2 protein-coding genes are annotated in these 1656 nt (G+C 60.0%); both read right to left on the reverse strand.

The window, feature by feature from the left end; all coding sequences use genetic code 11:
• On the reverse strand, positions 1-1248 hold a 1248-nt coding region (locus EPO09_RS11160), incomplete at its 3' end, for a calcium-binding protein (RefSeq protein WP_290643077.1).
• Positions 1249-1370: 122 nt separating this feature from the next.
• Positions 1371-1656 (reverse strand): Crp/Fnr family transcriptional regulator (locus EPO09_RS11165; protein ID WP_290643078.1); only part of this gene is annotated, 286 nt, incomplete at its 5' end.

Consider the following 1656-nt stretch of genomic DNA (forward strand, 5'->3'; position numbering starts at 1 on the left):
ATACGACGCCAGGGTGTCTTTCGGAGTGATCAAAAGGTCCTGACCATGCCCGTTAAACTCGAAGCGCATCGCCACATCGGTGCTGGCCTGATCCAGTAAAACTGAACCGGCCCCAGAGCCATCCATGACGTCCGAAATGGTCACGCTGCTGCGCCAGGTACTGCCTTCATTCACGATGAACGTATCGACGCCGCCACCGCCAATCAACTGGTCGCTGGCACCAAGCGGATCGCTGTCGGAAATCAGCGTGTCATTGCCAGCGCCACCGTTCAGCGTGTTGCTGCCCACACCGCCTGACAGGGTATCGTCACCAGCGCCACCATCGAGCACATCGTTGCCCCCCTGACCGGTGATCGAATCGGCCGAGTCGGTCCCCACGATGAAGTCGTCCAGGGCCGAGCCAGCAAACACCGCCCGACGAATATCGGCGGCTGTCATCGACGTGCCATCGTCAAAATCGATGCGCCCGATGGCATCCATGCCGTCTGTGCTCAGGCTGTAGGCCACTCGCCCACGGTCCATCACGTTGATCGACCTGGCGCCTTGAATGACCACATCGCCGCGCTGTATGCCGCCACGCAACTGCAGCACATCAACATGGCCCTGGAGCACGTCACTGCCATCACCACGCCATGCCACCAGCGTGTCGGAGCCGCCTCCTGCTGTCAGATCGATGCTGTCGTTGGTCTGCCCGGGCTCCAGCAAATCGTTACCAGCTGTGCCCGTCACGGAGGCATTGAGACTGGACGATTTCAACTTGGCGATCACCTGATCCGGCGACCACACGGTGCCATCCGCAAACTCGAACTGAACCAGACTGCGCAGCGAGTCATGCAGGTCGCTGGGTGGCACCGGATATACGGGGTTGGCCGTGCCTGGCACGAAATCCTGCACAGTGATGCTGTCGTTGCTGTGCTTGATCTTCAACTCCCAAGTCACCACCCAACCGGATTGCTCGCGGCTGGATTGCGCCAACTGATAGCTATCAGGCAACTGGAACAGGCTGACATCGTCCGGTGTCAGGCCGGCGCCCAGTCGGATGACGTAGGGCTGAGGTACCGGGGTGCTCGAACCGCTGGGGCTCGAATAGCTTGAGGTATTCACCTGAATCCGGTCCTGACCGAACCCGGGGTTGAAAACAAGCACCTGTTGAACGGGGTCAACAACACCGCCGTTTGTCTGCGTCGTGTAGGTCTGGAATTGATCGTCCGCAGAAGTAGAGACGATGACATTACTGGCGTTAGCCATGGCGAGATCCTCCGTGAGTATTGGTCGTTTATCGACCTCAGTCTAAAAGCTCGCCAAACGCGATGGCGCTCTCATTTACCCTGACTCAGGAACCATCAAGCCATTGAACCCTTGCAGCGCAGCTACTCCGCAACTGGCATGACCATGGATTGCCGCAGCCCCGGATCAACTGCGCCAGCCCGCGCAATCAGCGCGGCCATGTCCACGATCTCGATTTCGGCGTAATGCAGGGCCAGGACGCGCTCGCGCTCCAGCGCACGCAAGGCCTTGTTGACCGTCTGGCGCGATACACCCAGCATGCGAGCGAGGTACTCTTGCGGCAGGCGCACACGCCGGCGGATACCTGGGTTGGTCGATTGCCCGAAGTTGGTTGCAGAGAACAACAGGCGCCGCGCCAGTTGCTGCTCG

It is taken from the genome of Aquabacterium sp., from assembly GCF_004297345.1.
Lineage (GTDB): Bacteria > Pseudomonadota > Gammaproteobacteria > Burkholderiales > Burkholderiaceae_C > Aquabacterium.